This window comes from Leeuwenhoekiella nanhaiensis (assembly GCF_002744755.1).
Taxonomy (GTDB): Bacteria; Bacteroidota; Bacteroidia; order Flavobacteriales; family Flavobacteriaceae; genus Leeuwenhoekiella; species Leeuwenhoekiella nanhaiensis.
This window is the reverse complement of sequence record NZ_KZ319292.1, coordinates 188957-214334: the sequence shown is the minus strand read 5'-3', so window position 1 is coordinate 214334 and position 25378 is coordinate 188957. Positions and strand designations below refer to the sequence as shown.

Below are 25378 nucleotides of genomic sequence, written 5' to 3'. Positions count from 1 at the left end.
TCTCTGGGTCTTTATTTGTTAAGTTTTTCTTAATAAACAGAGATACTACCTTAAATCTATGGTATTGGCTTTCCTATTTTTTATCCTTCAGGTTAAACAATTAAAAGCTATACATGATTACATTTAAGAAAAATATTATAAGTCTGGCACTAACCGGAGCCCTACTTGGCGGATTTAGCCTAACGGCGAAAGCACAACAAGCTGATGCTGTGACACGCGCACAGGATCAGGTTGATGTAACACCTGCCGAACTGAATAATTTTGCCAATGCCTTTGTCGAAGTACAAACGGTCAATCAAACGGTAAAACAAAAAATGATGACCGTGATTACCGAAGAAGGTCTGGAAGTAGAACGTTTTAACAGCATTCAGAAAGCAAAAATGAATCCTGAAGTACCCGTTGAGGCTTCTGAAGAAGAGTTGAAAAAGCACGGGGCAATCGTAACTAAATTGCAGGAAATGCAGCCGCTTCTGGTCGCGCAAATGAAAGAAGTTATAGAAAATCACAACCTTTCCTTTGACCGCTATCGCGAGGTCGCAATGGCCTTGCAGCAAAGCAAGGATTTACAGAAACGTTTTCAGAACGTAATGAGCCAGAAACAAACCAATTCTGAAGGATAGAAAACTAAAAAAGGAGCTGTTTAACAGCTCCTTTTTCTTTTTAACTCTTAGGAATATCTTTTAAAATTTCCTGTATAAACGTCCAAAATTTCTGTACGGAAGAAATACTCACACGCTCATCTGGAGAGTGTGCACCGCGAATGGTGGGACCAAAAGAAATCATATCCATTTCAGGGTAATTTTGACCCAGAATACCACATTCAAGCCCCGCGTGGCAAGCTGCTACGTGGGGTTTTTCAGCATTCAGTTTTTCGTAATGATCAACCAGAACCTTAAGAATAGGACTTTCCATATTGGGTTTCCAACCGGGATATTCCCCTGAAAAAAGAACCTCACAACCTATCAGTTCAAAAACGCTTCGCACGGTATTTGCAAGATCTGTACGAGACGACTCTACTGATGATCGCGTAAGACACAAGACTTCAAGTTCTCCTCCGCCCGCTCTTACCCGGGCAACGTTATTTGAGGTCTCTACCAAGTCTTTAATATCCGGACTCATACGGTATACGCCATTCCAGGCTGCGTGTATAGCCTTTATTAAAGCTTCCTGAACTCCAAGTTCCATAACCTTCTCGGGCAATGTTGTGGGTTCAAGTGTGATTTTCAGATTAGGTTCCAGATTTTTATACTCGGCTTTTATGGCTTCAGCAAGTTCGGCAACATCAGCCTCAAAGGCTTCGGTATGAATTGAATCTATGCAAAACACAGCCGTACTTTCTCGAGGGATGGCATTTCGCAGACCGCCACCGTCAATTTCACTTAAGCGCAAGCCATAATTTTCAAAACCATCCAGTAAAAATCGATTCAGCAGTTTATTGGCATTACCCAAACCCTTTATGATATCCATTCCCGAGTGACCGCCCTGAAGACCATTTACGGTAAGTCGGTATCCTGTTTTACCCGGCTCTGTGTCTTCCTGTTTATAGCTTCGAGTGGCTGTAATATCAACGCCACCGGCACAGCCCACACCTATCTCATCATCTTCTTCGGTATCCAGGTTGAGCAAAATTTCACCTTTCAAGACTCCCGGCTTTAAGCCCATGGCACCGGTCATTCCGGTTTCCTCATCAATCGTAAAAAGAGCTTCAAGTGCGGGATGCGGAATAGCTGTACTTTCGAGCAGGGCCATTATGGTCGCAACGCCCAATCCGTTATCAGCGCCTAAGGTGGTTCCTTCGGCCTTTACCCAATCGCCGTCTATTTTCATTTGAATCCCTTCGCTGGCAAAATCGAATTGAGTCTCCTTATTCTTCTGATGCACCATATCTAAATGAGACTGTAAAGTCACCATTTTTCGGTCTTCCAGACCTTTGGTTGCAGGCTTGCTTATGATCACATTACCTACTTCGTCAACAAAAGTTTCCAAATTCAGCCTTTCGCCGAAGGCTTTCATAAAGGCAATAACCTGCTCCTCGTGCTTTGAAGGTCGCGGCACAGCGTTTAAATCTGCAAAGTTTTTCCATACCGGTTGTGGTTCCAGCTGGCGTATATCAGCATTTGTCATAAAATCATTTTTTGCAAAGGTACAGGTTCTGTTTTTGCTCTAAAGCTTAAACTTAAAATATGCTTAAAACACCGGGATGAATAGCCAATTGCCTGCCTGGTTTGAATTTAAATGGCGAAATTTGATCGTATCACTAAAACCTTTAAAAATGGATAAACTAGACCAAAACACCATACAAAGCCGACTTGAGAAACTTGAAGGCTGGGAATACAAAGACAATGCGATTCATACATCTTTAGAATTTGAAAATTTTAAAGAAGCCTTCTCGATGATGACCCGCATCGCTTTTGAAGCCGAATTGCAGCAGCATCACCCCGACTGGACCAACGTATACAATACGCTCAACATCTCCCTGTCAACTCACGACGCCGGTGGAGTTACCGAAAAAGACTTTAAACTCGCACACGCCATCGAAAAGCTCATTGATGCTTAAAAAATAGGCTAGGTAAAAAGCACTTTTCTAACCGGTGAATTTTACTAAATTTACCGCCTTTAAAAACACACATTATGGGAAGAGCATTTGAGTTTAGAAAAGCTCGTAAAATGAAGCGCTGGAGTGCGATGGCCAAAGCTTTTACGCGCATAGGGAAAGACATTGTTATGGCCGTAAAAGAAGGCGGTCCTGATCCCGACTCAAATTCAAGACTGCGCGCGGTGATTCAAAACGCCAAAAGCGTAAACATGCCTAAAGACAACATTGAGCGCGCCATAAAACGCGCCAGTGACAAAAGTCTTGGCGAATATAAAGAGGTGCTTTTTGAAGGCTATGCCCCGCACGGTATTGCTATTCTTATCGAGACCGCAACTGATAATAACAACCGTACGGTAGCCAACATACGCTCTTATTTTAATAAGTGTAATGGAAACCTGGGCACTTCCGGCTCTGTTGAATTTATGTTTGACCATACCTGCAATTTCCGGATTGCGGCTGATGGTATTGACCCGGAAGAACTAGAACTTGAACTTATAGACTACGGTGCCGAAGAAGTTTTTGAAGATGAAGATGGAATCCTTATTTACGGGCCTTTTGAAAGCTTTGGAACCATTCAGTCTTATTTAGAAGAAAACAATCACGAGATTCTATCAAGTGGATTTGAACGCATTCCACAGGTTACTAAAAAGTTGACTCCGGAGCAGGCCGAAGAAGTAGAAAAGCTATTAGAAAAAATAGAAGAAGACGAGGATGTACAGAATGTCTACCATTCTATGGACGAAAGTTCGTGTGAAGCATAAATTATCAGGAAAAACAGGTACTTAAATAGGGGCATTTGCCCCTATTTTTTTGCTTTTTGCTCAAGCCACACTTTAATTCATACTTTTATAAGTCATTATACTTAAATAAGTTATGAGTACACTGAGATTAGGATCTGTTGACACCGGAAAGCTTCCGGGAGACAAAGGCGATTTTTTACGCCCGTATCATCGGTGGATGGCTACACGTCTTCGCGATCGCGAACAGTTTAGAGACGAGGCTAATTTTCAATGGCAGGATTTTAACGAGCTTAATGGGAATCTGGTTTTTAGACTACAACGCTTTTTGAAGAACAAAGGCTTCTTTCCCAATGCCGAACTCAGTGGCATTTTTGGTTACGGGACTCAGGCAGCCACGCGCCTGTTTCAGGAATATGTGTATTCCATTGAAGGTGAAAAATCTATAGGTAAGCCCGATGGTATTGTGGGGCCAAAAACCTGGGGTCACATTGATCGCTGGGAATCTAACGGAATCATTAACGACTGGGCCCGGCACGATGCGAGCAACCCCACCGAAGAATTTAAACTCTGGTTTGAGATTCTGAATAAGGCTAAATCACATTACAGTTCCCATTCAAATAAAATCCTGAACGACGTATCTAATTACACCAAAGCCTCAGACACCTACAGTCCGGCAGATTGGCAATTTGATCCTCATAAAACCCATTTAATTGGAATACGACGCAATGCCGATTTGAGTACGAGCAAACGGGAGAACGACGATCTGTTTGTCCTGCTCATCAAAGGTCTTGCATTTACCTTTTGGGGTAGCACGGATCCCAGCGCCTCAATGGCAGATCGCAGTGATGAAGCTTTTTTAGTGGAAGGGCAGCACAAATACCGATTGAGCTGGCATAAGATTGCAAGTGCTCAAAAGATCTATAAAGCTCTAAGACCTTATTCTAAAGGCGTTTTGGTTTACCGGGATAAAGTGGCCGATAATGCACTTACAGATGCAGATATCGCCGCCGGACTCGACGAACCCAACACGACCATAAACATTCACTGGTCAGGAGACGGGCGTACTAATTTCTCGGCAGGTTGTCAGGTTATTGCCGGGCGTAGTTATATGGATCCTGCGGGGCGTATAATCAGCTGTAAAGATTATGCAGCAGTCTCCTACGACGATCTAGCGCGTGGCAAAACCCGTGGTGCTTACAATGTATTGAGCGATCTCGTGGTATGCTATAACAAGCCAAATGATGATTGTGTCTGGTACACGTTGGGACGCGAAAAGAATCTGACTGAAATTAATAACACATTCCCTGTCAACTACCTTAAAAAATCGCTTGATGAGCTCAAAAATGTTTAAAAATGGACACCGCTAAAATCATCTCCCTGATTTTAGGCAGCAGTTTACTCACCGGGTTGATGGGTTTTCTGTTATTAAAACAAAGCGAAAAAATTACCAGTACCGTAAAGTCCCGACTCGCTTGGAAAGAGAAAGCCTGTGAAGCTATGGGGAGCATTTATTTTCAGCTACAGCGATCGAGCCTGGCCTTTGAGCGCTATGTAAAGGCTAAAACGGAAGTAGAACGCCGGTTTATTGAAACGGAGGTTCTTTATAAGTCAAACGAAGCCGTAAATAAACTCATTCTTGCTCAGGGCTACCTCATCGCACCTGAGCTTCTGGAAAGCACTCAGAAACTAGTTAATCATTATGACGCGTGGATTGAAAAGTACCATCGCCTCCGCGTAAGCAGTCAAAGCGAAGAGAAATTCATTTTCGTAGGTCCGGACGGATATCCGTTTCCTAAAGAACTGGAGCAGCAATTAGCTGATCATTATTTGAGGCTTTGGAATGAGTTATATGGTAAATCGACCTAACTAAATATCAATAGGAGATTTACCATATTGAATGTATAAAAACTAAAAAACCACTCTTTTCAGAGCGGCTTTCCTAATTTATTTGGCGATGTTGACCGCCCTGGTTTCCCGAATAACGGTGATTTTCACCTGACCGGGATAGGTCATATCGGTTTGTATTTTTTGCGAAATCTCAAACGACAGGGCCGAAGCACGCTCATCATTTACTTTCTCGCTTTCTACAATCACACGAAGCTCACGACCCGCCTGAATGGCATAGGCCTTTTTAACTCCGGCAAAACCAAAAGCAATATCCTCAAGATCTTTCAAACGCTGAATGTACGAATCCAACACCTGACGACGAGCTCCGGGACGGGCGCCACTGATCGCATCACACACCTGAACTATAGGCGCAAGCAGTGTTTTCATCTCAATCTCGTCGTGGTGGGCTCCAATGGCGTTACACACATCGGGCTTCTCCCCGTATTTCTCAGCCCATTCCATACCCAGTAATGCGTGTGGAGTTTCGCTTTCAGTTTCAGGTACTTTACCTATGTCATGTAACAGACCAGCCCGCTTGGCTAGTTTTGGATTAACGCCCAGTTCAGCAGCCATAGTCGCGCAAAGCTTAGCCACTTCCCTACTGTGCTGCAACAGGTTCTGACCGTAAGAAGAACGGTACTTCATTCTTCCCACAGCTTTAATCAATTCCGGGTGCAGTCCGTGGATACCGAGATCAATCACCGTGCGTTTACCTACCTCAACAATCTCCTGCTCTATTTGCTTGGTTGTCTTTTTAACTACCTCTTCTATACGAGCCGGGTGTATACGGCCGTCTGTCACCAACTTGTGTAAAGACAAACGAGCAATCTCACGCCGTACACTATCAAAGCAGGATAAAATGATCGCTTCCGGTGTATCGTCTACGATGATTTCAACTCCTGTTGCCGCTTCAATCGCTCTAATGTTTCGACCTTCGCGACCAATAATTCGTCCTTTTACGTCATCGCTTTCCAGATTGAAAACCGATACGCAGTTTTCAACCGCTTCTTCGGTACCTATACGCTGAATGGTGTTGATGATAATCTTTTTGGCATCCTGCTCTGCGGTAAGCTTAGCCTCCTCCATCGCATTTTGAATAAAGGCCATCGCATCACTCTTCGCCTGATCTTTTAAGGACTCAACCAACTGGTCTTTGGCGTCTTCAGCAGACAAACCACTTATGACCTCAAGCTGTTGAATTTTACTCGCGTGCATCTTATCAATGTCGCTCTGGCGTTTTTCAAGATACTCCAGACGCTCGTTGTAATCCTGCACTTTAGCCTCAATATCTTTATTGAGCTTTTTGTTTTTGGCCAGTTCGCTACTCACCTGTGATTCTTTATCCCGGGTGCGCTTTTCAACTTCATTAATCTTTTTATCCCGGGCGAGAATGACTTTCTCGTGCTCAGATTTAAGTTCAATAAACTTTTCTTTGGCCTGAAGAATCTTATCTTTTTTGATGGATTCCCCTTCATTTTTAGCTTCTTTTATAATGTTTTCGGCCTCTTTGCGGGCGTTACTAACAATTTGAGAGGCATTATTTTTTTCCAGCAATTTTGCCAGTAAAAATCCCAGAGTGCCGGCAATCAAGATGACCCCTACGATTGTAAAAACTGTTTCCATAAATTAAGTATATATAAAAAAAGCCTACATTGGAAGTGTTTTGAGTAAACTCCTTATATAAATCATAGGACTAACGGGCTGATCAAGAATCCGTTCATCCCGATAAATCGGGAACGGCGCGCTTTTACAACCCAGACTCATCCTTCTATAAAGAATTAGTGTTGAGTTTACCAAAAAATGTAACCAATGTAGGCAGTAAGTAATTTCTAATTAAAAGAACGTTAGGATAATTGGCTCTGAATCAACTCTTCCAGACTCTTGAGTTTAAGAGCCGCTTCAGCCTGCTCTCCTTCTCCTGCCAGATCCCTTTGTATAGTTTTTGAAGCAAATTGTAAGGCGCACATGGCCAAAACATCCTGCTTATCTCTAACGGCATAACTTTGCTCAAATTTTTTAATCATCGCCTCAATATCTTTAGCTGCCTTGCGCAGGCCTTCTTCCTGCTGTGGCAAAATAGTGAGTGGATACACCCGGTCTGCAATAGACAGTTTTATTTTAAGATGTTCAGACATATCCTGTTAATTAATCAGCTAATTGCGCGATACAGGCATCTATCTCCCGCATCATCGCATTTATTTTGAGCTTGGTTTCCCGTTTGTAATCATTACTGCCCAGCATAGCATTTGCAGTTTTGAGTGTGCTGTACTTTGCCTCCCAGTTTTCTACAAGCTTCTTAAGCGCTGCATTCTCTTCTCTGAGTTGTGCATTTTCGGCCGCCAGAGCCTGTAATTGCTGTTGAAGTTGCTGGTGTCTGCTTATTAGAGTACCCGTTGCCTTCTGCAATGATTCTACGCGCTCTAACAGTTCACTCATAACCTTTTTTTAACAATGCTTGGTCTCACAAAGTTAACATTCGACATCTAATAACACAATACAATCTATTTTATTTTTAAAGCTGTTACCGCCATTAGATAAACAATTGAATATGAAACCGGGCAGGTATTTTTGGGTTGATAATCCTATATGTCGAGAAGCTCAATGTTCGTAAAAACCAGAACCGGAAATACGTTTTCTAGTATCCAACAGTTAAATTAGAGTGTCAACCGAATAGTATTAAAATAAAACTTCGATCTTATTTTTTACTTTAGAGCATCAGGAACGGCACCATTTTGGTAACCTATTAGAAAAATCAATTCCTGTTAACTAATTTTCCGCTCTGCGGAACCCAATATTCAAAATCTGTGCAAAACATTTTCAGCTTCTTTTTTCTACTTATTTCGGCAATTGCCCTGGCTCAGGACGAAATTCCTCAGGACTATTTTATCAAACCCCTGAAGATCCCCACGGTTCTTGCAGGTTCATTTGGCGAATTGAGAAGCAATCATTTTCACAGCGGTCTGGATATTAAAACACAGGGACGCACCGGCCTTGATGTGGTGGCCAGCGCATCAGGTTACGTTAGCCGAATCAAAATTTCGCATTACGGTTATGGAAAGGCCCTGTACATTACCCATCCCAATGGGTACGTCACCGTTTACGGTCATCTGGATGCTTTTGCAGGGGCTGTTGACGACTATGTGAAAGCAAGACAGTACGAGGCTGAAAGCTATGAGATTGAATTGTTTCCCAATCCCGATGAATTACCGGTTGATCAGGGTCAGCTGGTCGCCTACAGCGGCAATACCGGTAGCAGCGGCGGCCCGCACGTGCATTTTGAAATTCGTGATAAGAATGAGCGGCCTATGAATGCCCAATTGTTTGGCGTTGACGTACCTGACCACAGCGCACCGGTTATAAATGACCTTCTGGTTTACGCACTTTCAGATACCAGCACCGTAAATAACTCGAGAAACAAGGTGCGATTGAAGTTTACCAAACAGCCCGATGGTAATTTTTTAAGTGAAAAAGTAACCGCATATGGGCCGATAGGTTTTGCTATCGGGACCATCGACCGGCAGGATGGCGCACCCAACAGCAACGGGATTTATAAAATTGAAACACGCTTAAACGGGTCTAAAACGCTGGAAGTAGAAATGGACAAGTTCTCTTTTGCAGAAACCCGCTACCTGAACCGCATGATTGATTATGCGCTCTTTGAATCTGAAAGGGATCGCGTTCAAAAGCTGTTTATAGAGCGTAACAATCCGCTAAGCATTTTTAAGATGGAGCAGAACAAAGGAATTCTCAATCTCTCAAAAGAAGGAGGTTCTGCTTTGTATACCATCAAAATTTCAGACCTGCCCGGAAACACTACCACGCTCACGGTTCCCATTACTATTCAAAAGGAAAACACCGTAAATCCTTTAATCTCTAAAGAAACACCTTATTTGGTGCAGCCCGAGACGGCTCAGAATTTTGAAGTTGGCTCCTGGTCACTTTTTATTCCGAAAGGTGCCTTTTATGATGATTACTATCTGGATATCAAAGCAAATACAGATGCCCTGCACCTCGATCAGGATACGATTCCTGTTCACGAATACATACGCCTGGGTTATGATGTTTCGGCATTTAAACCACAGGATCGCGAACGCTTGTATATTGGTAGGGTAAACAGCCGCGGTTTGTTAAGTTATGAAGGCGCGACCCTAAATGGAGATGAACTTTCTGCAACCGTAAACAGCCTGGGAGATTTTAAAATAGGTCTTGACACAACGGGACCTTCCATTGAGTCGCTTGACTTTAAAGATGGAAAATGGATTTCTGAACTGAAGCATATCGATTTTAAAATTAGCGACAGAGACAGCGGTATCAAAAGTTATAGAGCAACCATCAATGGAAAATTTGCTTTGCTCGAATATGAATACAAAAACAACAGGCTTCGCTATTTTTTTGAAGATGGAATCAGTGTAAGCGGAGCAAATGATTTTAAACTGATTGTGACCGATAATGTAGGAAATAGCACTACTTTTAGCGCAACTTTTTACCGAAAATAATCGTATTGAAGCGTCTCGTCTATCTTCTTACCGGTATTCTGATTCTGGCAACACAGGCTGTATTTGCACAGGAAGCCACACTAACCGGAATTGTATTTGGGGAAAATGAAAGGCCCTTAGAGCAAACCAACATAAGCACTTCCGTAAGGGGAACTACAAGTACAGAAACAGGCTTTTATACCCTAAAAATCCCCGCAAATACCGTTGTTGAAGTACAGTTTACGCACATCGGATTTATGCCGGTAAGACAGCAATTCCGGCTTAAGGAAGGCGAAATTTTTGAATTCAATCCGGTGCTCAAAGTAGCTGTTGAACAAATATCAACAGTGATAATTTCGGGAGACAATAGAGATCAGATTGAAGGCATTACAAGTCTCGACCCCGAAACGGTACGGAAAATCCCCGGCGCCAACCCCGGAGTTGAAAACCTGCTGCAAACACTCCCCGGCGTGAGTTCTAACAATGAGCTCAGCACGCAATACGCTGTGCGCGGCGGCAATTATGATGAAAACTTAATCTACATAAACGACATTGAAGTCTACCGCCCTTTTCTCATACGCTCGGGACAACAGGAAGGTTTTAGCATTGTGAATGCAGATTTGGTACGTGATATCGATTTTAGTGCAGGTGGGTTTCAGGCCAAATACGGGGATAAGCTTTCTTCCGTTTTAGACATTACCTATCGCAGACCTGTTGATTTTGCGGCGACAGCAGACTTAAGTCTTTTAGGCGTTTCGGTTTCTGCGGAAGGACTTTCAAAGAACAAAAAGTTCACAGCACTTGCAGGTGCCCGATACCGGGATAATTCGCTTTTGGTAAATGCCAAACAAACCGAAACCAATTACAAACCACGCTTTACCGATTTCCAAACCTATTTGACCTATACCTTCAACACTAAATTTCAGTTGGATTTTTTGGGAAACCTGAGTAGTAACCGCTACAATTACGAGCCGCTAACGCGTCAGACTAATTTTGGAACCCTGGCCAATCCAATCGCTCTTGTCGTAAATTACGAAGGTCAGGAAGAGGATCGTTATACCACCGCTCTGGGTGCACTCTCCGGAAGTTATAAGCCCAATGAAAATCTCAATCTTAAACTTATAGCTTCGGCATACCATACTCAGGAACAGGAATATTATGATATTCTGGCACGTTATGCTTTAGGTGTCCCGAATACAGATATAGGAAGTGATTCAGCCGGCAGTGTTGATTTTACAGAAGACATAGGCTCCCAACTTACACACGCCCGCAATAAACTGGATGCACTCATCGTAAACCTTCAACATCGCGGACAATACCAAAAAGATAATAACCTTCTTGAATGGGGATTAAAATGGAGCCACGAATCTATTCGGGATCGATTACAGGAGTATGAGATTATTGACTCGGCAGGATTTTCGGTAAGACCGCCGCTAGAAGGGTTCAGGAATCAGCAGCCTTACGAACCTTTTGATACTCCATTAGAACCTTTTACAGCCGTTCGCGCCCAAAATGAGGTTGACATCAACCGTATCTCAGCGTATACACAATACAGCAAAAGACTAAACCTAAAAAACGCTAAGCTTTGGTATAATCTGGGCTTACGCGGGCAATTATGGACTGTAAACAGTCTCAATCAGCCGCAAAACACACAGGTTATTGTGAGTCCACGTGGGCAAGTCAGTCTCAAGCCCAATTGGGATACCGATATGCTTTTTCGATTTTCGGCAGGTCTCTACCTGCAGCCTCCTTTTTATCGGGAATTACGGGATTTTCAGGGACGTGTCGTTCCTGACGTTAAGGCGCAAAAAAGTCTGCACCTGGTCGCGGGAAATGATTGGAGTTTTGATCTTTGGGGAAGACCATTTACCCTGAATTCTGAACTGTATTATAAAAATCTTTCCGATGTAAATGCCTATACGCTCGAAAATGTTAGGATACGCTACAGGGCCGATAACGATGCAAAAGCTTATGCTTATGGTCTTGATTTAAGACTCTCAGGAGAATTTGTTCCCGGAACCGAAAGCTGGGTCAGCTTAGGCATTCTCAAAACCGAAGAATCTATAAATGACCGGGGGTACATCCCACGTCCTACAGACCAGCGCTTAAAATTGGGAATTTTGTTTCAGGATTATGTACCTACAATTCCTGATTTGAAGTTGTACTTGAATACCGTTTTTCAAACCGGACTTCCGGGAGGATCACCCAGTTATACCGATCCCTATTTGTATCCAACTCGATTACCATTCTATTTCAGATCTGACATCGGATTTTCGTATGTGATCATCAATTCTTCCGGTAAAAACCAAAAAAGCGGTTTATTTAAAGAACTGAGTGCTGGTCTTGAAATTTTCAATGTGTTTGACCGGCAGAACAGCATAACCAACACCTTTGTGAGAGACGCCGCGACACAGCAGCAATATGCAGTACCTAATTATCTGACACCCCGGGTGTTTAACTTTCGCGTAAGCACCAAATTTTAAAAGTTGAAAGTTTTTACTTCAAGAAATCTTTAAGACTCTGCACCACATAGTCTACCTGTTCTTTTGTATTCTCGTGAGAAAAAGAAAAGCGAATAGAAGGCTTGTCTAACTTATCCTGAGGAAGAAAAGCATTAAGTACATGGCTTCCCTGGTCGCTGCCGCTCTGACACGCACTTCCCTTTGAACAGGCAATTCCTTTAAGATCCAATTGAAAAAGCAGCATCAATGATTTTTCGGGTGGTACCGGCAGGCAAACGTTTAATAACGTATAGGTACTTAGACTCCCGTCGTGACAGTTCCCATTAAAATTAACTCCGGGAATATTTTTTTCGAGTTGTTCTTTAAAATACCATTTGATTTCCTCAATGTGTTTACGCTCCGCGTTCAGGTTTTCCTGAGCTTTTATAAGTGCAGTTTCCATACCTGCGATATTATGCACCGCTTCAGTACCTGCACGGCTACCCCGCTCCTGTCCGCCACCAAAAATCAATGATTTTATTTTGGAATTTTTTCGCAGAAAGGCAAAACCAACTCCCTTTGGTCCGTGAAACTTATGAGCTGCTGCGGCGATGAAATCAACCTTAATTTCGCTCAGATTTAAATCGAAATGCCCCACAGACTGAACCATGTCACTGTGAAATAAGGCGTTGTAAGTCCTGGCCAAATTGCTCACCTGCTCCAGATCAAGCAAGTTTCCTATTTCGTTATTAATGTGCATCAGGCTTATCAATGTTTTGCTATCTGAGGACTGAAGCAATTCTTCGAGGTGATCCAAATCGACGCTGCCACATTCCTTAATACGTACCATCGAAACCTTTACCTGAAAGCGCTCTTCCAAGTGCTCTACCGTGTGTAAAACCGCGTGATGCTCAATGGGACTGGTGATGATATGCTTCACATCCAGATCACGCACAGCACTGTTAATGATGAGATTGTCTGCTTCGGTCCCTCCGGAAGTGAAAATAATTTCAGCAGGAGAAACGTGCAGATAATTGGCAATCGTTTTACGTGCCTGCTCAATTATGCTCTTAGCTTTTCGGCCAACAGCGTGAGTTGAAGAAGGATTTCCGGGCACCTCACGCATAACCTCAACCATGCGATCTATAACTTCGGGGCGTAATGCAGTAGTTGCTGCATTATCAAAATACACCTGATTCATAAGACTAATTTAGAGGGTGCAAAAATAGCCAGAATAAAATTATTAGATAACCGAAGGCCCTGTAAAAACCAATTCGATTATTTTTGCGCTAAAGAATTAAAGAGATATGAAAAAGATTGGACTGGTATTTTTGTTATTAATTGGTATAGTTTCTTGTGATGACGGTGATCTGATTGTCACGTCATTTGACTTTACTGATTTACCTGTGCGATATTGCTCTACCGTTGACGACAATGAGACAACCGCTACCAATTATATTTTCTACAAAATAAATCCCGAGACCTTTGAGGCTTTGGCATTCAGATTTACAACAGATACTCCTATTCTTGAGGAAATAAGTGAAGTAGATATTGATTTAGGCAGGAGTAATTCTTCTTTTGTTTCCTATAGATTATTCAACGATGTTGTTGATTCAGACTATTTCTGTTCAGACATTCCCCCAGCCCAACCGAGAGTAAATGAAGAGTATATAAGTGCCGAAGGCGATTTGAGAATTGTGACCCAGGGAGATTTTAATGACAATGACGGCATTGCGGCTGAGTTTGAGGAAATTTTAAATGACTCAACAGATCTAGATGGAGACGGTATACCCAATACTTATGATTTTGATGATGACGGTGATAATGTACCTACGAGCCGGGAAGGAGTCGTTTTTAATGAAGATGGTTCAATAGATATGCAAGGATCACTTAATACAGATGGTGATGAATTGCCTGATTTTATGGATCCTGATGATGACAACGATGGGGTTTTAACTATTAATGAAGCAAACCCGGAAAATGGACCACTGAATCCTTTAAATACTGAAACAGATGAATCTATTGGCCCCGACTATCTCAATCCAAACGTGGCAATAGATTATAATATAGAAGAATACCGCCAGCATACCTATATATTGGAAAATATTACCCTCACCATAAGTCTGGAAAATCTGGTTTTTGTGAATAACTCGGGATCAGAGACTATCAGACAGGAGTCCTTATTCTTTGGAGACTTAGAGGCTCCAGACCAAACAATCACTGAAACCCCCGAACGCTAGCCGACTGAATTTTGGTAAATGTAAATCTCGGTAGCTCCTAACCCATACTTTTGGTAATCTGCATCGTAGTATTTAACCTGTTCATATCTTGAAAAAAGATACTCTAATTCAGCCCTGAGCACACCCTCCCCAACTCCATGAATAAATACCACACGCTGTATTCGCCTGGAAAGTGCAAATTCCAGTTTTGAGCGGGCGACATCCATTTGCAGATTTAATTTATCAAATGCACTCATACCCCGTTCATTTGGTGTAAGTTGATGTATATGCAAATCAACTTCCATTGGCGGAGTTGTACCTTTGATCCTATTTGTAGGCTTTTTCCTTCTTTCGTAAGCTTCATTTTTCTGTTCTAACGCGCTATTAAAATCAGAATTAAAGCTGATATCAAGCTTCTTATCCGGTATTATTTCATTTCTGGAAACAATCATTTCGAAGTCGTAATCGGTCTGAATATAAACCATTTCGCCTTCCAATCGAGTAATCAATCCAGAGATCGCTTCATCTAATAAACTTACACGTTGCCCAATTTTTAATTCAAAATTCATAAACTACTTAATTATTCGATGAAATACACCAAAACCTCTTTAAAAAGATTATATTCTAGTTAAATTTGATTATCTTTACAAAAATATTTCATTATGGGAAAATTTTACTCCAAAATCATTTTTTTGATGTTACCTGTTTTTGCGATGGGGCAATTACACATCAAATCTGCTACTGCTGGGACAGCAGCAGATCAGACTTATGTTTACAATAAAGGTGAAATACTTTTTGTAACGCAGGAAATTGGAATGGATGGAACACCCGATCAGGATGGTGGGAATCTATATCTTCGTGAAGAAGGCCAGTTGATTCAGGGAGATAACAGCTCTGCAAATTCAGGGAATGGTATTGTATCTGTTTATCAGGAAAACACCCGTAACGCCTGGGATTACCACATGTGGACATCTCCAGTTGGAGATCCGCTTGAAAGTGCAGGTGGAAATGGAAACACGGGAAATGCTCGATTTTATATGAGTTCTAATATGGGAGGTGGTATTTATCAGGTTGTTGATGAATTAAATAGTAATGCAGCTTCTTTCACTGGCGGGTACGACGGTCAAATCAGCCCATTAACTATCTCTACCACCTGGCTATACAAATACATTGCTACTCAAGGATATTCGGGCTGGAAGAAAGTTGACGCCGCCAATCCCCTTCTTCCAGGTGAAGGATTTTCTATGAAAGGCGTTGGTGGAGGAACTACCCCTACCAGTACAGCATTTGATTTTAGAGGAAGACCCAATAACGGTACTATTGAAGTAGCTGTAAAAAAAGGACAACGTACATTAGTTGGTAACCCCTATCCTTCTGCAATGAATCTAAGTTACTACCTGCTCTATAACTCCGCAGGTAATGTTTCAGGGTGTGAAGGTGTAGGCACTCCTGCAACAGGCCCTGAAGTAATTACGGGAGAAGCTTACTTCTGGGAATCTGATGAACGCGTTCAGTCACACTATCTATTTGACTACCAAGGGGGTTATGGCACTTATGTTCCTGATGGAACCTGTGGTTCTGCAGGCACTTATACAGGAGCTACCTATTTAAGATACAATGATGATGGTACTGTCATGTCTGCTCCTGCATTTTTAGGTGGTTCGGGTACAGATGGTATTGGCAGACGTTATGCACCCGTTGGTCAGGGATTTTTTGTATTGGGAAGTGATAATTTAACTGATGGGACAGAATACAAGATAATTGCCAAGAATGATTTCAGAGTTTTCCAAAAAGAAGATAGCAATCCGAATTCTGATTTCAGAAAGCCTGGAAAAGGTTCGAAAAAGACCAGTACCCAAACCAATGTAAGCCTGAGCCCTGGGCAAATCACTTATGATGAAAATGGTTTCCTTGTGCTTCCAAAATTTACCCTTGAAACATTTATCAACAAAACCTACACGCGTACACTCAAAGGCGTCATGTTTGATGAATCAACAATGGGTTATGACTATGCGGCTGACGGTCAAAACCGAACTCTATTAAAGACAGATGTCAATTTCAAATTAGAAGGTGAAAATCGCCCGTTTCTAATCAATAATTTCCCATATTCTATAGATGTTGCCCTTGCTCTTAAAGTTGATGGTGAAAAAGAGACTAATTTCTATGCTATGCGAGTGACTGATTTGAATTTCACTCCAGACGAAGGCATCTATTTATATGACAAAGAAACTGATGAATATCACGATATCTTAAATCAAACCTATGAATTTGAACTCCCTAAAGGAAGTTATGCAGATCGTTTTGAGGTTCGTTTTAAAGATGGGAATAAAGAAAATCTGGATTTAGCTGAAGAGGTAAAGGAATCTTTTGCTGTATATCAAAATAATGGTTTAGCCGAACTTACCATTCTAAACCCGCTTGAAACAGAACTAAAAGATATAAGTGTTTACGATATTACCGGTAAGTTATTGGTCTCCAAAATAAATGAAGGTACCAGTTCAAAAGTCACCATTCCTTCAAACACCTGGAGTGATGGAATTTATGTTGTGCGGATAGTAACTCGTGACAATGTGGAGTACAGCAAAAAAGTCTCTGTGTTTAATAAAAAATAATTCGATTTTGGAAGAGTACATGCTCCCCTGCCTAAACAAGAAGTTTTTCGGGTTTGAGTGTATGGGATGTGGAATGCAACGATCTTTAATGGCCCTTTTACAGGGCCATTTTGCTGAAGCTTTTTTTCTATACCCAGCAGTATTTCCTCTTATAGCGCTGGGTATTGCCATTGGAGCTAACTTCTTTTTTGATTTTAAATATGGCGGGCGGCTTATTTCCTTTTTTGCTATATTGTCTGTACTTACAATTATTACAAACTATATTATCAAACTAACCCACTAAAAATGGAACAAAAAAAACTACCTAACGTTACAATCTCTCTGGTTCTGGGTGTCATTTCTTTCATCGCCTGTTGCTTTAGCTCTGGTTTTGGAGGTCTTTTATTTTCTGGTATCGCACTATATCTGGCAAATAAAGACAAAAAAGCTGCGCAACCAGATCCTGAATCCTATGAAAATTATGGCCAACTCAAAACGGCACGTATCATAGCAATCGTAGGCTTAATTCTGGCAATTATTACTTCTATTATTTCTGCTATTTTCTTGATTATCTTTGGAAGTGTAGAAGCTATACAGGAATGGGCTCAGGAAATGCAGGCCGCTCAGCAATAATCATATTTACTGTAAATTATTCAAAACCCTGCTATGAAAATAAAGCAGGGTTTTTTATTTGTAATGCAAGGTTGATATTATAAAGCCTTAAAATAGTCTTTAGCTCTCTTCATAACTTTAGGAGCTAAGATCAACGTTGCGAGCATTGTAGGTATTGCCATAAGAGCGAAGAAAGTATCAATCACATTGATCATAAGTGCCAAAGAAGTGGTCGCACCTAGTAAGATACTGGCAATGTAAAAATAGTTGTAGTAATGGCTGTATTTAGTTCCAATCAAAAACGATAAACACTTCGTCCCATAATACGAGTAACTGAACAAAGAACTGATACTAAAAATGGCAATACATACTAAAAGTATATAAGTACCAAAACCAGGCATCGCGTCACTAAATGCTTTCGCTGTCAGACTCACCCCGTTAGCCTCAGATGTTTGCCAAACTCCGGTTACTAAAATACACATAGCCGTAAGCGTACAAACGATTAGAGTGTCTATAAATGGTCCCAGCATAGCTACCAGACCTTCCCGTATAGGTTGATTGGTTCGCGTAGCTCCGTGAGCCATAGGCGCAGTACCTATACCCGCTTCATTAGAAAAAGCTCCTCTACGTATTCCTAAAACAATCAAAGCTCCAAGAACACCACCAAAAAGTGGATCTCCTTTATAATTTTCGGCAGCAAATGCATCTGTAAATATCAGTTTAAAATAAGAAGGAATTACTTCCCTATTTACAAACAAAATGATAAGTACCGCTATAAAATAGAATACCACCATTGCCGGCACCAGTTTAGAAGCCGTTTTACTAATACGATCTAATCCACCTAAAACGACTATTGCCGTAATAATAGCTAAGAAAACACCAATTATCAGATCTGTAGAAAAGCTTTTTGCGATACCGTTTGGCACTAATAAAATATCATTAACGGCCTGGGTAAGTTGGTTGACATTAAATACCGGTAGTGCCCCTATAAGACCCGCAAGACTGAAGAAAACGGCTAAAAACTTCCAACTCTTTCCCAAACCTTCCATAATGAAATACATGGGGCCGCCCTGTATTTGACCGCTATCATCCTTTCCCCTATACAAAATGGCGAGACTGCAGGTAAAAAACTTGGTACTCATACCTACGATCCCGCTTACCCACATCCAGAATACGGCTCCCGGTCCTCCGGCGGCAATCGCAACCGCTACGCCTGCGATGTTTCCCATACCCACTGTTGAAGATAAAGCAGTCATCAACGCCTGAAAATGGGTGATTTCGCCCTCATCTTCAGCATTGTCGTATTTACCTCTTAAAACCTGAATCGCGTGGCCGAAATATTTAAAGGGAATAAATCTGGAATAGATCAATAAAAAGATACCGCCACCTATAAGCAAAACCAACAAAGGCAATCCCCAGACAAAGCCGGAAGCCTTTTCAAAAAAAGCATCAAGTTTTTCCATCGCATAAAAAAACCGAAAAACTTATTTTCGGTTTATAATTTTACAGGTTAAGATTTTAGATAACCCAAAACATTGCCTTCTATTCGTTTTTCAATATCGGTTAAATCTGCCTTTACAAATTTTTCACCGGTAATATTTTCGTAGAGCTCAATATACCGCTCTGATACCGTCTCGATGTATTCATCAGTCATTTCAGGTAGTTTTTGACCTTCGAGCCCCTGGAAACCATTACTTATGAGCCATTGTCTTACAAACTCTTTAGACAACTGCTTTTGCGGCTCTTCCTTTTGCTGACGTTCTTCATATCCATCGGCATAAAAATAGCGCGAAGAATCCGGTGTATGTATTTCATCAATCAATACGATTTTACCATCACTGGTTTTACCAAACTCATATTTGGTGTCAACCAAAATGAGTCCGCGATCAGCTGCTATTTCGGTACCTCTTTGAAAAAGTTTGTGGGTATAATCTTCAAGAATGGCATAATCTTCAGCTGAAACGATACCTCGCGTGATGATATCTTCTTTTGAAATATCCTCGTCATGATCACCCATTTCGGCCTTAGTTGCCGGCGTGATGATTGGTTTTGGAAACTTATCATTTTCCTTTAAACCTTCAGGTAAAGGCACTCCGCAGAGCATACGCTTTCCGGCTTTATACTCGCGAGCAGCGTGACCGCTCATATAACCCCGTATTACCATTTCGACTTTAAAGGGTTCACACTTTGAACCTACAGCAACATTGGGATCTGGAGTCGCCATCAACCAGTTAGGGACCAAATCTTCGGTATCCCGCATCATTTTTGTCGCAATCTGATTAAGAATCTGTCCTTTATACGGGATTCCTTTAGGCATCACTACATCAAATGCACTCAGGCGATCTGTAGCGATCATAATCAATAAATCATTTTCAAGGCTGTATACTTCGCGCACCTTGCCTTTATAAAAATTGGTCTGACCCGGAAAATTAAACTGTGTCCGGGTAATGGTTTTATTTGACATTGGTAAAAATTGCTTTTTAATCTCTGTTTTCAATCGCTTTGTAGGCCGCGATAACTTCTTTTACGAGCCTGTGACGTATTACGTCTTTATCATCCAGATAAATCATACCCACACCTTTAACGTCTTTCAATACTAAAAGCGCCTCTTTGAGACCACTTATTACGCGTCTGGGTAAATCAATCTGACCCGGATCACCGGTAATCATAAATTTGGCATTTTTACCCATACGGGTTAAAAACATCTTCATCTGGGCGTGCGTGGTATTTTGTGCTTCATCCAGAATCACAAAGGCATTATCCAGGGTACGCCCTCGCATAAACGCCATCGGAGCGATCTGAATAACCCCTTTCTCTATAAAACTTTCCAGCTTTTCGTGCGGAATCATATCACGCAACGCATCATACAAAGGCTGCATATACGGATCAAGTTTTTCTTTGAGATCGCCGGGCAAAAAACCCAGGTTTTCCCCTGCTTCAACAGCCGGTCTGGTCAAAATAATACGTTTAACCTGCTTTTCTTTTAAAGCTTTTACGGCCAAAGCAACACCGGTGTAGGTTTTACCCGTTCCGGCAGGGCCTACCGCAAAGACCATATCATTTTTTCGGGCCAAATCAACCAGTTTACGTTGGTTTGCGGTTTGAGCTTTGATAAGTTTTCCTCCTATCCCGTGTACCAGAATCTCTCCACTTGCTACCGAAGTCTCATAATCTTCCCGGCTCTCACTGGTAAGTACCCGCTCTATACTGTTTTCATCTAACTTATTGTACTTGGCAAACTGCTCTAAAAGCATGGTAATGCGTTTATCAAACTCCTCCAGGAGGTCCTCATCTCCGTAAGCCTTTATGGTATTACCTCGGGCGACAAGTTTTAACTTGGGAAAATACTTCTTAAGAAGTTCAATATTGGCGTTGTTTTGACCAAAAAATTCACGTGGTGTGATCTCTGAAAGTTCGATGATAAGTTCGTTCAAAAGCGGAAGGATTTTTATAAAAAACTAGTTAATTATCTTTAGTTTTGTGCTAAACAAATGTAACCAAATTTAGTTACTATCCCCCTTAAAAATATCAACAAAACCACCTATGCCCATTATAACCCTGACTACTGATTTTGGCCTGAAAGATCATTTTGCGGGTGCAGTTAAGGGGGCTATCTACAGTGAAATGCCTGAGGTGACCGTTGTTGATATATCACACAATGTTTCTCCGTTTCACATCACTGAAGCAGCTTATATCATAGAAAACGCCTATCGTAATTTTCCTAAAGGAACCATTCATATCATAGGTATAGACTCTGAACGAAATCCTGAAAACAAACACATTGCCGTAAAACTTGACGGTCATTATTTTGTGTGTGCAAACAATGGGATTATGTCAATGATTACACGCAGCATAATGCCTGAAGAACTGGTAGAAATCAACATTCACGACCGCATCAAAACCAACTTTACCGAGCTTGACGTTTTTGTACAGGTGGCCTGTCATATTGCACGTGGCGGAAAGCTCGGAGTAATTGGAAAACCCATTCAGGAAATCAAGGCCATTACCGGTATTATGCCCGTTATAAGCAGCGAGCAAAAACAAATTATTGGCAACGTAATCTATGTTGATAACTACGGAAATGTGATCACCAATATTACCCGCCGTCTATTTGAAGATGTAGGCAAAGGACGGTCTTTTATCATTCAGGCGAAGCGGGCGCATTTCAAGAAAATTCATCAACATTATAGTGACGCCATAAATTTTGAAATTGAAAAAAGCAAACGGGAAGAAGACGGAAAGAAAATCGCGTTATTCAATTCTTCGGGCTATCTCGAACTCGCGATTTATAAAAGTAATCCCAGCACTGTAGGTAGTGCCTCTACTCTTTTCGGACTCGACTACCGGGATACGGTTAGCATTAATTTTGAGTAAAACAAATTCTTGATTTCGGGGCTGGCCTGTAAGTGTTTTACCTTTGGCATCACCAATAACTACAACGTATGATTATTCGCATTGTGAAATTGACCTTAAGAACCGAAGAGGTTGATACCTTCCTTAAACTTTTCGCCGCTGCCAAGCAAACGATTCGGTCTACTGAAGGCTGCGAACATCTTGAATTGTTAAGAGACAATTCTAATCCCAACATATTTTTCACCCATAGCCATTGGCAAAATACCGAGGCTTTAGATAACTATCGCAATTCTGATTTCTTTAGAAAAACCTGGTCAGAGACAAAAGCTCTTTTTCAGGAAAAGGCCGCAGCGTGGAGCCTTGAAAAATTCGTAAATTTACCAGAATCAACATTAGACTAAGTTGATTATTGATAACCAAATTATTCTAAAAACAAGAATACCTCAATATTCTGAGTTATTCCGCATAAAACAATAGTATGAAGAACATTGCAGTAATAGGAGCCGGCACTATGGGAAATGGTATTGCACATACCTTTGCCCAAAATGGTTTTAAAGTAAGTCTTATTGATATTTCTGAAGAAGCACTCAAGACCGGGATAGAAACCATATCTAAAAATCTGGATAGACAGGTTACCAAGGAAATTCTTACCGACGCTCAAAAAAATGAAACCCTTCTCAACATAAAACCGGTAACCGACCTGAAAGAAGGTGTTTCTGAAGCTGACCTGGTTGTGGAAGCCGCGAGCGAGAATCTGAATATAAAGTTGGATATTTTCAAAAAGCTTGACGAGTTCTGCAAACCTGCAACAATACTAGCAACCAATACTTCTTCGATCTCCATTACTCAGATTGCAGCTGTTACTAAACGTGCTGATCAGGTAATTGGGATGCATTTTATGAATCCGGTTCCTGTAATGAAACTGGTCGAGATTATAAGTGGTTATTCAACCTCAAAAACCACCTTAAATCACATTACAAAACTTGCGGAACAATTGGGCAAAAACCCTGTTCCTGTTAATGATTATCCGGGTTTTGTGGCCAACCGTATTCTTATGCCTATGCTTAACGAGGCTATTGAGACATTATACAACGGCGTTGCCGGCGTTAAAGAGATTGATACGGTCATGAAACTGGGAATGGCGCATCCTATGGGGCCTTTGCAGCTTGCCGATTTCATAGGCCTTGATGTGTGCCACGCGATTCTGGAAGTGATGTACGAAGGATTTAAAAACCCGAAATACGCACCCTGTCCCCTACTGGTAAATATGGTGCGTGCAGGTAAACTAGGTATTAAGACCGGAGAGGGCTTTTACGATTACAGCGAAAGTCGCAAAGCTGAAAAAGTTTCAGACCAATTTAGCTAGTACGCTTTCCTCTAGACTTGCCACATTGCTTAAATTTGTTTTGAACTTAAAAAAATCTGCTTTTCTCTGTATGGCTTCAATAACTGAAAACCTAAACGCCTTTAAAAAGGCAATCCCTGAATATGTTGATCTGGTTGCTGTATCTAAAACCAAACCTGTAGCAGATTTGCAGGAAGCTTATGACGCCGGTCAGCGTATTTTTGGCGAGAATAAGATTCAGGAAATGACTGATAAATGGGAGGCTTTGCCTAAGGATATCAAATGGCATATGATAGGGCATGTTCAAACCAATAAAGTCAAGTATATGGCGCCTTATGTAAGCCTGATTCACAGCGCCGACCGCCTTAAACTTTTTAAAGTTATTAATAAGGAAGCCGAAAAGAATGACCGCGTTATTGATGTTTTACTTCAGGTTAAGATTGCTGAAGAGGACAGTAAATTTGGGATGGATCCGGAAGAGGCTAAAAATCTTTTGTCTGGTGATCAACTCAAGAAATATCCTAACGTTCGCGTTGTGGGCTTAATGGGAATGGCCTCTTTTGTAGATGATGAAGAGCAAATAAAGCGTGAGTTTTCGCAACTTGAAAAAATTTACAATACCTTTAAAGCATCTCAGGGCTTCACCACGTTGTCAATGGGAATGAGCGGCGATTACCGTTTGGCTCTTGAATATGGCAGTACGATGATACGAATAGGTAGTGCCATTTTTGGTGCCCGTAATTATGACTAAGCCGTAAAAGTAGGATTTAAAGCTGTTTATGTACGCAATACTCGATCTCGAAACCACAGGAGGCAAATACAATGAAGAAGGCATTACCGAGGTTGCTATCTATAAATTTGACGGACGTGAAATTGTAGATCAATTCATAAGTCTGGTTAACCCCGAGCGGCCTATTCAGGCATTTGTGGTAGGTCTTACCGGAATTAATAATCAAATGTTGCGTAATGCTCCCAAATTTTACGAGGTAGCAAAACGCATCATAGAGATTACTCAGGATTGCATCATTGTTGCTCATAATGCACAGTTTGACTACCGCATTCTTCAACTGGAATTTGACAGACTGGGCTACGATTATCAGCGCAAAAGTCTCTGTACGGTAGAATTGGCTCAGGAGCTCCTCCCCGACCAGGAAAGCTATAGCCTAGGTAAACTGGCCCGCAATCTGGGCATTCCGGTTACAGACCGGCATCGCGCAAATGGAGATGCCCTGGCTACCGTAAAACTTTTTAAAATCTTACTGGCTAAAGACACTCAAAAGAAAATCATTCAGGAGTCGGTAAAATTGAATCCAAAAAAACAACTGGATAACAAACTACGCGATCTGATTGAAGAAATTCCCAGTGAGACTGGCGTTTTTTATATGCACAATGCCAATGGCAGGGTGATTTATATCGGCAAAAGTCGAAATATGAAAAAGCAGGTAAATCAGCATTTTACCAGTGATAACAAGAAGTCAAAACGCATTCAGGACGAGGTCGAAGCCCTGAGCTATGACGAGACCGGCAGTGAACTGGTGGCTCTGCTCAAGGAAAATGAGGAAGTCAAAAAAATCAGACCCTATCATAACAGGTCTGCCAGACGCGCCAGGTTTAAGGCGCAATTGGTAACTTTTCTGGATGACGACGGTTACCTCAATTTAAAGGTGGAAAAAGCAGATCGCAACAAAGCCTGCATCACAACCTTTGCAACTATTCCTTCAGGATTATCCTATTTGCAGCGTATGAGTGAACAGTATGAATTATGCCCTGCCAAGACAGGCCTGGAAAATCCGGATGAGCCATCTGAATGTGAGGATTCGCCAGAAGTGTACAATCAACGTGTTCAAAACTTTATAGACAGCCATACTTTAGAAGGTAAAAACAAGATTATTATTGATCGTGGGCCAAGCAGAGACGAGCGCAGCGCAATCCTGATTGAAAATGGCCAATTTAAAGGTTTGGGATACTATAATCTCAATCATCAGATTACCAATATTGAAATTCTGGAACGCATTATTACTACTATGCAGGATACTCAGGATGCACGTCATATCATTCAAAGCTATTTGCGCAACCGAAAGGTCATTAAAATAATCGAACTCGAAGAATTAAATTAGTC

Annotated in this window: 25 protein-coding genes; 16 read left to right on the top strand and 9 right to left on the bottom strand. The window is 41.5% G+C overall.

Features of this window, described 5'->3' with window-relative positions; all coding sequences use genetic code 11:
• Positions 1-113 precede the first annotated feature (113 nt).
• Positions 114-620 (top strand): DUF4168 domain-containing protein, encoded by a 507-nt coding sequence (locus CJ305_RS12675; protein WP_099646647.1) that lies wholly within the window; start codon positions 114-116, stop codon positions 618-620.
• Positions 621-660: 40 nt separating this feature from the next.
• Here CJ305_RS12675 and CJ305_RS12670 read toward each other — a convergent pair whose 3' ends face one another.
• On the bottom strand, positions 661-2124 hold the full coding sequence (locus CJ305_RS12670; protein ID WP_099646646.1) for an aminoacyl-histidine dipeptidase: 1464 nt from the start codon (positions 2122-2124) through the stop codon (positions 661-663).
• A 148-nt stretch (positions 2125-2272) separates the two neighbouring features.
• Here CJ305_RS12670 and CJ305_RS12665 point away from each other — a divergent pair, with 148 nt between their 5' ends.
• The 4 genes from CJ305_RS12665 (at position 2273) to CJ305_RS12650 (ending at position 5202) form a co-directional block, all read left to right on the top strand.
• Positions 2273-2557, top strand: coding sequence for a 4a-hydroxytetrahydrobiopterin dehydratase (locus CJ305_RS12665; RefSeq protein WP_099646683.1), 285 nt, complete (start codon positions 2273-2275; stop codon positions 2555-2557).
• A 74-nt stretch (positions 2558-2631) separates the two neighbouring features.
• Entirely contained in the window at positions 2632-3357 is a 726-nt protein-coding gene (locus CJ305_RS12660; RefSeq protein ID WP_099646645.1) for a YebC/PmpR family DNA-binding transcriptional regulator, read from the top strand.
• 112 nt (positions 3358-3469) lie between these two features.
• The gene (locus CJ305_RS12655) at positions 3470-4687 is read left to right on the top strand and encodes a peptidoglycan-binding domain-containing protein (protein WP_099646644.1); all 1218 of its coding nucleotides are present in this window, start codon (positions 3470-3472) and stop codon (positions 4685-4687) included.
• Positions 4688-4689: 2 nt separating this feature from the next.
• Positions 4690-5202 carry a hypothetical protein gene (locus tag CJ305_RS12650; protein ID WP_099646643.1) on the top strand — a complete coding sequence of 171 codons (513 nt, stop codon included), beginning with the start codon at positions 4690-4692 and terminating at the stop codon, positions 5200-5202.
• 78 nt (positions 5203-5280) lie between these two features.
• Here the strand turns inward: CJ305_RS12650 and rny are convergent, their stop codons facing one another.
• From rny to CJ305_RS12630, 3 genes are all read right to left on the bottom strand, one after another.
• Positions 5281-6846: a ribonuclease Y gene (rny, locus tag CJ305_RS12645; RefSeq protein WP_099646642.1), complete on the bottom strand. Its 1566-nt coding sequence runs from the start codon at positions 6844-6846 to the stop codon at positions 5281-5283.
• A gap of 221 nt (positions 6847-7067) precedes the next feature.
• A complete protein-coding gene (locus CJ305_RS12635; protein WP_099646641.1) occupies positions 7068-7358 on the bottom strand; it encodes a cell division protein ZapA in 291 nt (96 codons plus the stop codon).
• 10 nt (positions 7359-7368) lie between these two features.
• The gene (locus CJ305_RS12630) at positions 7369-7659 is read right to left on the bottom strand and encodes a septum formation initiator family protein (RefSeq protein WP_099646640.1); all 291 of its coding nucleotides are present in this window, start codon (positions 7657-7659) and stop codon (positions 7369-7371) included.
• 368 nt (positions 7660-8027) lie between these two features.
• Here CJ305_RS12630 and CJ305_RS12625 point away from each other — a divergent pair, with 368 nt between their 5' ends.
• Entirely contained in the window at positions 8028-9719 is a 1692-nt protein-coding gene (locus tag CJ305_RS12625; RefSeq protein ID WP_099646639.1) for a M23 family metallopeptidase, read from the top strand.
• A 5-nt stretch (positions 9720-9724) separates the two neighbouring features.
• Positions 9725-12181: a TonB-dependent receptor gene (locus CJ305_RS12620; protein WP_189319443.1), complete on the top strand. Its 2457-nt coding sequence runs from the start codon at positions 9725-9727 to the stop codon at positions 12179-12181.
• 13 nt (positions 12182-12194) lie between these two features.
• On the opposite strand, the gene CJ305_RS12615 is transcribed toward CJ305_RS12620, so the two are convergent.
• The gene (locus tag CJ305_RS12615; protein ID WP_099646638.1) at positions 12195-13340 is read right to left on the bottom strand and encodes a cysteine desulfurase family protein; all 1146 of its coding nucleotides are present in this window, start codon (positions 13338-13340) and stop codon (positions 12195-12197) included.
• 106 nt (positions 13341-13446) lie between these two features.
• On the opposite strand from CJ305_RS12615, the gene CJ305_RS12610 reads away from it, so the two are divergent.
• Entirely contained in the window at positions 13447-14379 is a 933-nt protein-coding gene (locus CJ305_RS12610; RefSeq protein ID WP_099646637.1) for a hypothetical protein, read from the top strand.
• Here the strand turns inward: CJ305_RS12610 and CJ305_RS12605 are convergent.
• Positions 14376-14927, bottom strand: a complete 552-nt coding sequence (locus tag CJ305_RS12605; protein ID WP_099646636.1) for a Smr/MutS family protein — start codon at positions 14925-14927, stop codon at positions 14376-14378. The two genes, CJ305_RS12610 and CJ305_RS12605, sit on opposite strands and share 4 nt — an antisense overlap.
• Positions 14928-15020: 93 nt before the next feature.
• Here CJ305_RS12605 and CJ305_RS12600 point away from each other — a divergent pair, with 93 nt between their 5' ends.
• From CJ305_RS12600 to CJ305_RS12590, 3 genes are read left to right on the top strand one after another with little or no spacing between them, the layout of a single operon-like run.
• Entirely contained in the window at positions 15021-16970 is a 1950-nt protein-coding gene (locus tag CJ305_RS12600) for a T9SS type A sorting domain-containing protein (RefSeq protein ID WP_099646635.1), read from the top strand.
• A gap of 7 nt (positions 16971-16977) precedes the next feature.
• Positions 16978-17253, top strand: coding sequence for a DUF2752 domain-containing protein (locus tag CJ305_RS12595; RefSeq protein ID WP_099646634.1), 276 nt, complete (start codon positions 16978-16980; stop codon positions 17251-17253).
• A gap of 2 nt (positions 17254-17255) precedes the next feature.
• Positions 17256-17582: a CCC motif membrane protein gene (locus tag CJ305_RS12590; protein WP_099646633.1), complete on the top strand. Its 327-nt coding sequence runs from the start codon at positions 17256-17258 to the stop codon at positions 17580-17582.
• Positions 17583-17659: 77 nt separating this feature from the next.
• On the opposite strand, the gene CJ305_RS12585 is transcribed toward CJ305_RS12590, so the two are convergent.
• Genes CJ305_RS12585 through CJ305_RS12575 form a run of 3 tightly spaced genes read right to left on the bottom strand, consistent with a single transcriptional unit; the run spans position 17660 to position 20995 of the window.
• Complete coding sequence (locus CJ305_RS12585; protein ID WP_099646632.1) at positions 17660-19024, bottom strand: alanine/glycine:cation symporter family protein; 1365 nt, start codon at positions 19022-19024, stop codon at positions 17660-17662.
• 47 nt (positions 19025-19071) lie between these two features.
• Complete coding sequence (locus tag CJ305_RS12580) at positions 19072-20025, bottom strand: phosphoribosylaminoimidazolesuccinocarboxamide synthase (RefSeq protein ID WP_099646631.1); 954 nt, start codon at positions 20023-20025, stop codon at positions 19072-19074.
• A 16-nt stretch (positions 20026-20041) separates the two neighbouring features.
• Positions 20042-20995, bottom strand: a complete 954-nt coding sequence (locus CJ305_RS12575; RefSeq protein WP_099646630.1) for a PhoH family protein — start codon at positions 20993-20995, stop codon at positions 20042-20044.
• 109 nt (positions 20996-21104) lie between these two features.
• Here CJ305_RS12575 and CJ305_RS12570 point away from each other — a divergent pair, with 109 nt between their 5' ends.
• The 5 genes from CJ305_RS12570 to CJ305_RS12550 all read left to right on the top strand — a co-directional run bounded on the left by CJ305_RS12570 (position 21105) and on the right by CJ305_RS12550 (position 25376).
• Positions 21105-21935, top strand: coding sequence for an SAM hydrolase/SAM-dependent halogenase family protein (locus tag CJ305_RS12570; RefSeq protein WP_099646629.1), 831 nt, complete (start codon positions 21105-21107; stop codon positions 21933-21935).
• 68 nt (positions 21936-22003) lie between these two features.
• Positions 22004-22315, top strand: a complete 312-nt coding sequence (locus tag CJ305_RS12565; protein WP_099646628.1) for a putative quinol monooxygenase — start codon at positions 22004-22006, stop codon at positions 22313-22315.
• Positions 22316-22392: 77 nt separating this feature from the next.
• Positions 22393-23280: a 3-hydroxyacyl-CoA dehydrogenase family protein gene (locus CJ305_RS12560; protein WP_099646627.1), complete on the top strand. Its 888-nt coding sequence runs from the start codon at positions 22393-22395 to the stop codon at positions 23278-23280.
• A gap of 70 nt (positions 23281-23350) precedes the next feature.
• Positions 23351-24010, top strand: a complete 660-nt coding sequence (locus CJ305_RS12555; RefSeq protein WP_099646626.1) for a YggS family pyridoxal phosphate-dependent enzyme — start codon at positions 23351-23353, stop codon at positions 24008-24010.
• 28 nt (positions 24011-24038) lie between these two features.
• A complete protein-coding gene (locus CJ305_RS12550) occupies positions 24039-25376 on the top strand; it encodes an exonuclease domain-containing protein (protein WP_099646625.1) in 1338 nt (445 codons plus the stop codon).
• Positions 25377-25378: the final 2 nt, after the last annotated feature.

What these genes read in the sequence shown, in the direction of transcription:
- CJ305_RS12670 (WP_099646646.1), bottom strand. Translation starts at nt 2,124, where the DNA reads ATGACAAATGCTGATATACGCCAGCTGGAACCACAACCGGTATGGAAA.
- CJ305_RS12650 (WP_099646643.1), top strand. Translation starts at nt 4,690, where the DNA reads ATGGACACCGCTAAAATCATCTCCCTGATTTTAGGCAGCAGTTTACTC.
- CJ305_RS12655 (WP_099646644.1), top strand. Translation starts at nt 3,470, where the DNA reads ATGAGTACACTGAGATTAGGATCTGTTGACACCGGAAAGCTTCCGGGA.
- rny (WP_099646642.1), bottom strand. Translation starts at nt 6,846, where the DNA reads ATGGAAACAGTTTTTACAATCGTAGGGGTCATCTTGATTGCCGGCACT.
- CJ305_RS12585 (WP_099646632.1), bottom strand. Translation starts at nt 19,024, where the DNA reads ATGGAAAAACTTGATGCTTTTTTTGAAAAGGCTTCCGGCTTTGTCTGG.
- CJ305_RS12560 (WP_099646627.1), top strand. Translation starts at nt 22,393, where the DNA reads ATGAAGAACATTGCAGTAATAGGAGCCGGCACTATGGGAAATGGTATT.
- CJ305_RS12550 (WP_099646625.1), top strand. Translation starts at nt 24,039, where the DNA reads ATGTACGCAATACTCGATCTCGAAACCACAGGAGGCAAATACAATGAA.
- CJ305_RS12660 (WP_099646645.1), top strand. Translation starts at nt 2,632, where the DNA reads ATGGGAAGAGCATTTGAGTTTAGAAAAGCTCGTAAAATGAAGCGCTGG.
- CJ305_RS12675 (WP_099646647.1), top strand. Translation starts at nt 114, where the DNA reads ATGATTACATTTAAGAAAAATATTATAAGTCTGGCACTAACCGGAGCC.
- CJ305_RS12565 (WP_099646628.1), top strand. Translation starts at nt 22,004, where the DNA reads ATGATTATTCGCATTGTGAAATTGACCTTAAGAACCGAAGAGGTTGAT.
- CJ305_RS12635 (WP_099646641.1), bottom strand. Translation starts at nt 7,358, where the DNA reads ATGTCTGAACATCTTAAAATAAAACTGTCTATTGCAGACCGGGTGTAT.
- CJ305_RS12615 (WP_099646638.1), bottom strand. Translation starts at nt 13,340, where the DNA reads ATGAATCAGGTGTATTTTGATAATGCAGCAACTACTGCATTACGCCCC.
- CJ305_RS12580 (WP_099646631.1), bottom strand. Translation starts at nt 20,025, where the DNA reads ATGTCAAATAAAACCATTACCCGGACACAGTTTAATTTTCCGGGTCAG.
- CJ305_RS12630 (WP_099646640.1), bottom strand. Translation starts at nt 7,659, where the DNA reads ATGAGTGAACTGTTAGAGCGCGTAGAATCATTGCAGAAGGCAACGGGT.
- CJ305_RS12555 (WP_099646626.1), top strand. Translation starts at nt 23,351, where the DNA reads ATGGCTTCAATAACTGAAAACCTAAACGCCTTTAAAAAGGCAATCCCT.
- CJ305_RS12590 (WP_099646633.1), top strand. Translation starts at nt 17,256, where the DNA reads ATGGAACAAAAAAAACTACCTAACGTTACAATCTCTCTGGTTCTGGGT.
- CJ305_RS12570 (WP_099646629.1), top strand. Translation starts at nt 21,105, where the DNA reads ATGCCCATTATAACCCTGACTACTGATTTTGGCCTGAAAGATCATTTT.
- CJ305_RS12610 (WP_099646637.1), top strand. Translation starts at nt 13,447, where the DNA reads ATGAAAAAGATTGGACTGGTATTTTTGTTATTAATTGGTATAGTTTCT.
- CJ305_RS12665 (WP_099646683.1), top strand. Translation starts at nt 2,273, where the DNA reads ATGGATAAACTAGACCAAAACACCATACAAAGCCGACTTGAGAAACTT.
- CJ305_RS12600 (WP_099646635.1), top strand. Translation starts at nt 15,021, where the DNA reads ATGGGAAAATTTTACTCCAAAATCATTTTTTTGATGTTACCTGTTTTT.
- CJ305_RS12605 (WP_099646636.1), bottom strand. Translation starts at nt 14,927, where the DNA reads ATGAATTTTGAATTAAAAATTGGGCAACGTGTAAGTTTATTAGATGAA.